The 4,327-nt window shown below is 73.7% G+C and carries 4 protein-coding genes; 2 read left to right on the forward strand and 2 right to left on the reverse strand.

Going from position 1 to position 4,327, the window contains the following annotated elements; genetic code table 11:
* Together AB0C29_RS36005 and AB0C29_RS36010 are read right to left on the reverse strand one after the other, a co-directional pair.
* Nucleotides 1–676 (reverse strand): serine hydrolase domain-containing protein (locus AB0C29_RS36005; protein WP_360830077.1); only part of this gene is annotated, 676 nt, incomplete at its 3' end.
* Nucleotides 673–1,020: an HIT domain-containing protein gene (locus AB0C29_RS36010; protein ID WP_360830080.1), complete on the reverse strand. Its 348-nt coding sequence runs from the start codon at nucleotides 1,018–1,020 to the stop codon at nucleotides 673–675. The genes AB0C29_RS36010 and AB0C29_RS36005, both read right to left, overlap by 4 nt.
* 23 nt (nucleotides 1,021–1,043) lie before the next feature.
* Here AB0C29_RS36010 and AB0C29_RS36015 point away from each other — a divergent pair, with 23 nt between their 5' ends.
* Nucleotides 1,044–1,805 carry an SDR family oxidoreductase gene (locus tag AB0C29_RS36015; RefSeq protein ID WP_360830082.1) on the forward strand — a complete coding sequence of 254 codons (762 nt, stop codon included), beginning with the start codon at nucleotides 1,044–1,046 and terminating at the stop codon, nucleotides 1,803–1,805.
* Nucleotides 1,806–1,839: 34 nt separating this feature from the next.
* Nucleotides 1,840–4,206 (forward strand): glycoside hydrolase family 3 C-terminal domain-containing protein, encoded by a 2,367-nt coding sequence (locus tag AB0C29_RS36020; protein ID WP_360830085.1) that lies wholly within the window; start codon nucleotides 1,840–1,842, stop codon nucleotides 4,204–4,206.
* The last annotated feature ends 121 nt before the right edge of the window (nucleotides 4,207–4,327 follow it).

Here is a 4,327-nt window from a genome sequence, read left to right on the forward strand (position 1 = left end):
CGGCGGTGCTCCAGAGCTGCGCGGCCGGGGCGGCGCCGCCCATGTCGAGCTGTGGTTCGGGGCGGGCGGCGTCGGAATAGGTGTCCACCAGGTAGCCGACCACGGCGTCGCCGGTCGGCTCGACGGTGGTCGAGGTCAGGCCGAGCGGTTCCAGGATCTGCTCGTGCAGCACCGAGGCCCAGGTGCCGCCGCGCAGCTTGGCGACGAGCTGCCCGAGCACGGCCAGGCCCAGGTTGGAGTAGTGGTAGCGGCGGTTGTTGGGCAGCACCCGCTCGGCCTTGGCCAGGTCGGCGAGCAGGGCGGCGTCGTCGGGTGCGACCAGCAGGTCCCACACGTCGCCGTACGGCTCGCGCTGGAAGCCGGCGGTGTGCGAGAGCAGCCGGCGGATGGTGGCGGTGCCGTGCGACGGGACGTCGAGGTGGGTGGCGATCGGGTCGTCGAGATCGAGCAGGCCGTCGTCGCGGGCCTGCATGACCAGTACGGCCGTGAAGGTCTTGGTGACCGAGCCGATCCGGAAGCGGCTCTGCGCGTCGAGGGCACGGGGGTGGCCGGAGGTGCCGACGGTGCAGGTCCAGAGGCTGCGGTCGGCGCGGTGCAGGGCGACCGAGAGGGCGGGCACCCGGGCGTCGGCCTGGACCCGGCGGACAGCGCGCTCCAGGCGCTGCTCCGGGGTCACCGGGCCACCATCGGGCCGAGCGGCCGGCCGCCGACGACGTGGGCGTGCACGTGGAAGACCTCCTGGCCGCCGTGGCTGCCGGTGTTGAAGATCAGCCGGAAGCCGTCGCCGGTGACCCCCTCGGCCGTGGCGACCGCGGCCGACGCGGCCAGCACGTCGGCGGCCGCGGCGGGGTCGGCGGCGAGCGCGATGACGTCCCGGTGGTGCGCCTTGGGGATCACCAGGACGTGCACCGGGGCCTTCGGGTCGATGTCGCGGAAGGCCAGCGTGGTGGCGGTCTCGTGCACGACGGTCGCGGGGATCTCCCCGGCGACGATGCGGCAGAACAGGCAGTCGTTGTCCACGCCGAAGATCCTAGAGTGAGGCCATGACAGGACGCGCGATCCTCGTGACCGGTTCCTCCCGCGGCATCGGCCGGGCCGTCGCGACCCGCTTCGCCGAGGCCGGCGAACGGGTGGCCATCCATCACCGGGACTCGGCCGCGCTGGCCGAGGAGCTGGCCGCGGCGCTGCCGGGCCGCGGCCACATCGTGGTGCAGGCCGACCTGGCCGACCCCACAGCGGTACGGGAGATGGTCGACGAGGCGGCGCAGCGGCTGGACGGCCTGGACGTGCTGGTCAACAACGCCGGCGTGTTCGGCCCCACGGACCGCCCGCACCCGATCTTCGGCACCGGCTACGAGCAGTGGCTGGCCAACTGGCGGGCCACCTTCGACGTGAACCTGTTCGGGGCGGCGAACGCGTCCTGGGCAGCGGCGCAGCACATGCGCGAGCGCGGGGGCCGGATCATCAACGTGTCGTCGCGCGGCGCTTTCCGGGGCGAGCCGGACCAGCCCGCGTACGGCGCCAGCAAAGCGGCAATGAACTCGATGGCGCAGTCGCTGGCGGTGGCGCTGGCCCCGTACGGGATCGGGGTGGCTTGTGTGGCCCCGGGTTTCGTGGAGACCGACATGACCAACGAGCACTTGAAGTCGCCACGCGGGGACGCGATCCGGGCGCAGAGCCCGTTCGGCCGGGTGGCGCGGCCGGCGGAGATCGCGAGTGCGGTGCACTGGCTGGCGTCGGCCGAGGCCGAGTGGGCTTCTGGGACGATCATCGACCTCAACGGGGCGTCCTACCTCCGCACGTAGGATCTTGGGCATTCAACGTGATGGGAGCGCTTCCATGGATGACCTGCTGGCCCGGTTGACCCTCGAACAGAAGGTGTCGCTGCTGGGCGGCCAGGACTTCTGGTCCCTGCCCGCGATCGCGGAGATCGGGCTGCGCTCGCTGGTGATGTCCGACGGGCCGATCGGCGTCCGCGGCACCGGCTGGGCCCCCGACGACCCGTCGATCGCCCTGCCCAGCCCGACCGCGCTGGCCGCCACCTGGGATCCGGCGCTGGCCCGCAAGGCCGGGCACCTGCTGGGCCAGGAGTCCCGGCGCAAGGGCGTGCACCTGCTGCTCGGCCCCACGGTCAACCTGCAGCGCACCCCGCTGGGCGGCCGGCACTTCGAGTGCTACTCGGAGGATCCGCTGCTCAGCGGCGAGATCGCGGTCGGTTTCGTGGACGGGGTGCAGGAGCACGGCGTCGGCACCACGGTGAAGCACCTGGTGGGCAACGACTTCGAGACCGACCGGATGACCGTCGACGTGCGGATCGGCGAGCGGGCGCTGCGCGAGCTGTATCTGGCGCCGTTCGAGCGGGTGGTGGCGGCCGGCGGCTGGGGTGTGATGAGCGCCTACAACGGCGTCAACGGCGAGCCGATGGCGTCGAACGGCCGGCTGCAGTCGGACATCCTCAAGGACGAGTGGGGCTTCGACGGCATCGTGGTCTCCGACTGGCGGGCGGCCCGGGAGACGGTTCCCGCCGCGCTGGGCGGGCTGGACATCGCCATGCCGGCGCTGGAGAACCCGTGGGGGGCCAAGCTGGTCGCGGCGGTGCGGGCCGGCGAGGTGGCTGAAGAGCTGATCGACGACAAGGTACGGCGGGTGCTGCGCCTGGCCGGCCGGGTGGGCGTGCTTGACGGCGTACCCCCGGCGGTTGTTTCTTTCCCGCCGGACCTGGACGGCGACGCCGTGGCGCACGAGGTCGCGGCCCGGTCCTTCGTGCTGGCCCGCAACGAGCAGTTCACGCTGCCCCTGGAGCCGGCGGCGCTGACGAAGGTCGCCGTCATCGGGGCGCTGGCCACGGACGCCCGGGTGCTCGGCGGCGGCAGCGCCCAGGTGGTGCCGCCGCACGTGATCTCCCCGCTGGACGGCCTGAGCCGGGCGCTGTCCGGGGTGGACGTGGTGCACGCCGTCGGCGCCGACCCGCGTCCGTTCCTGCCCGCGCTGCCACAGCCGGCGTCGATCGAGCTGCTGGGCGCCGGGCACCGCTTCGACGTCGACACCGCCGCCGTGCGCTGGATCGGCGACCTGCCCGCGGGCCTGGACCCGGCCGTCGTCACAGGCCTGGAGATGCGCACGACGTTCACGCCCGAGCAGGACGGCGAGCACACCTTCGCGGTGTCCGGCTTCGGCACCTTCGACCTGCGGGTGGGCGCCCAGCAGCTGTACAGCGGCACGCTGCACCCGCCCGGCGCCACCCGCGCCGACCTGCTGCTCTCCCCGCGCGAGCAGCGGGCGGTGGCGAAGCTGACAGCCGGCGAGCCGGTCGAGGTCGTGCTGCGCCAGAGCATCCAGCCGGGCATGGCCCACACGGTCAGCGCGACGCTGGGCCACCTGGCGCCGGGCGTCTCGGCGGACAGCATGATCGAGGAGGCGGTGGCCCTCGCGGCGTCGTCGGACGTCGCGGTGGTCGTCGTGGGCACGACCGAGCAGGTCGAGTCCGAGGGCTTCGACCGCACGTCACTCTCGCTGCCGGGCCGGCAGGACGAGCTGGTGGTACGGGTGGCAGCGGCGAACCCGCGCACGGTCGTGGTGGTCAACGCCGGCTCGCCGGTGCTGCTGCCCTGGGCCGACGACGTGGCGGCGGTGCTGCTGACCTGGTTCCCGGGGCAGGAGGCGGGGGCGGCGCTGGCCGACGTGCTGCTCGGCGTCACCGAGCCGGGGGGCCGGTTGCCGACCACGTGGCCGCGCCGCGAGCAGGACTGCCCGATCCTTCAGGTGGTCCCCCGCGACGGCCAGGTGGCCTACGACGAGGGCGTCTTCATCGGCTACCGGGCCTGGCAGCGGGCCGGCACCACCCCGCTGTACGCCTTCGGCCACGGCCTGGGCTACACCAGCTGGCAGTACGAGACGCTGTCGGTGTCGGCCACCGAGGCGGTCGTGACCCTGACGAACACCGGCGCCCGGTTCGGCCGCGAGGTCGTCCAGGTGTACGCCGGTACGCAGGGCGAGTCGCCGGCGCCGGAACGGCCGGCCCGCTGGCTGGCCGGTTTCCACCCGGTCGAGGCCCACCCCGGCGAGACCGTGACCGTCCGTGTCCCCCTGCCGCCGCGCACCTGGCAGGTCTGGGACGAGGGCTGGCAGACCGTCCCGGGCCCGTACGAGGTGACCGCCGCGCACGCCCTCGACGACCCGCGGCTGACCGCCACCCTGTCGCTCTAGCCGCCGGCGCAGACGAAAGGGGCCACGACCGCTCGGCGGTCGTGGGCCCATTGGTGGGGTGGTCCGGTGGGGGTTACGATCCGCTTCAGGCCTTCGTTGTGGGGGGTGGTCCAGGAGACCG

The sequence above is a fragment of the Actinoplanes sp. NPDC048791 genome (assembly GCF_040650095.1).
Taxonomy (GTDB): domain Bacteria; phylum Actinomycetota; class Actinomycetes; order Mycobacteriales; family Micromonosporaceae; genus Actinoplanes.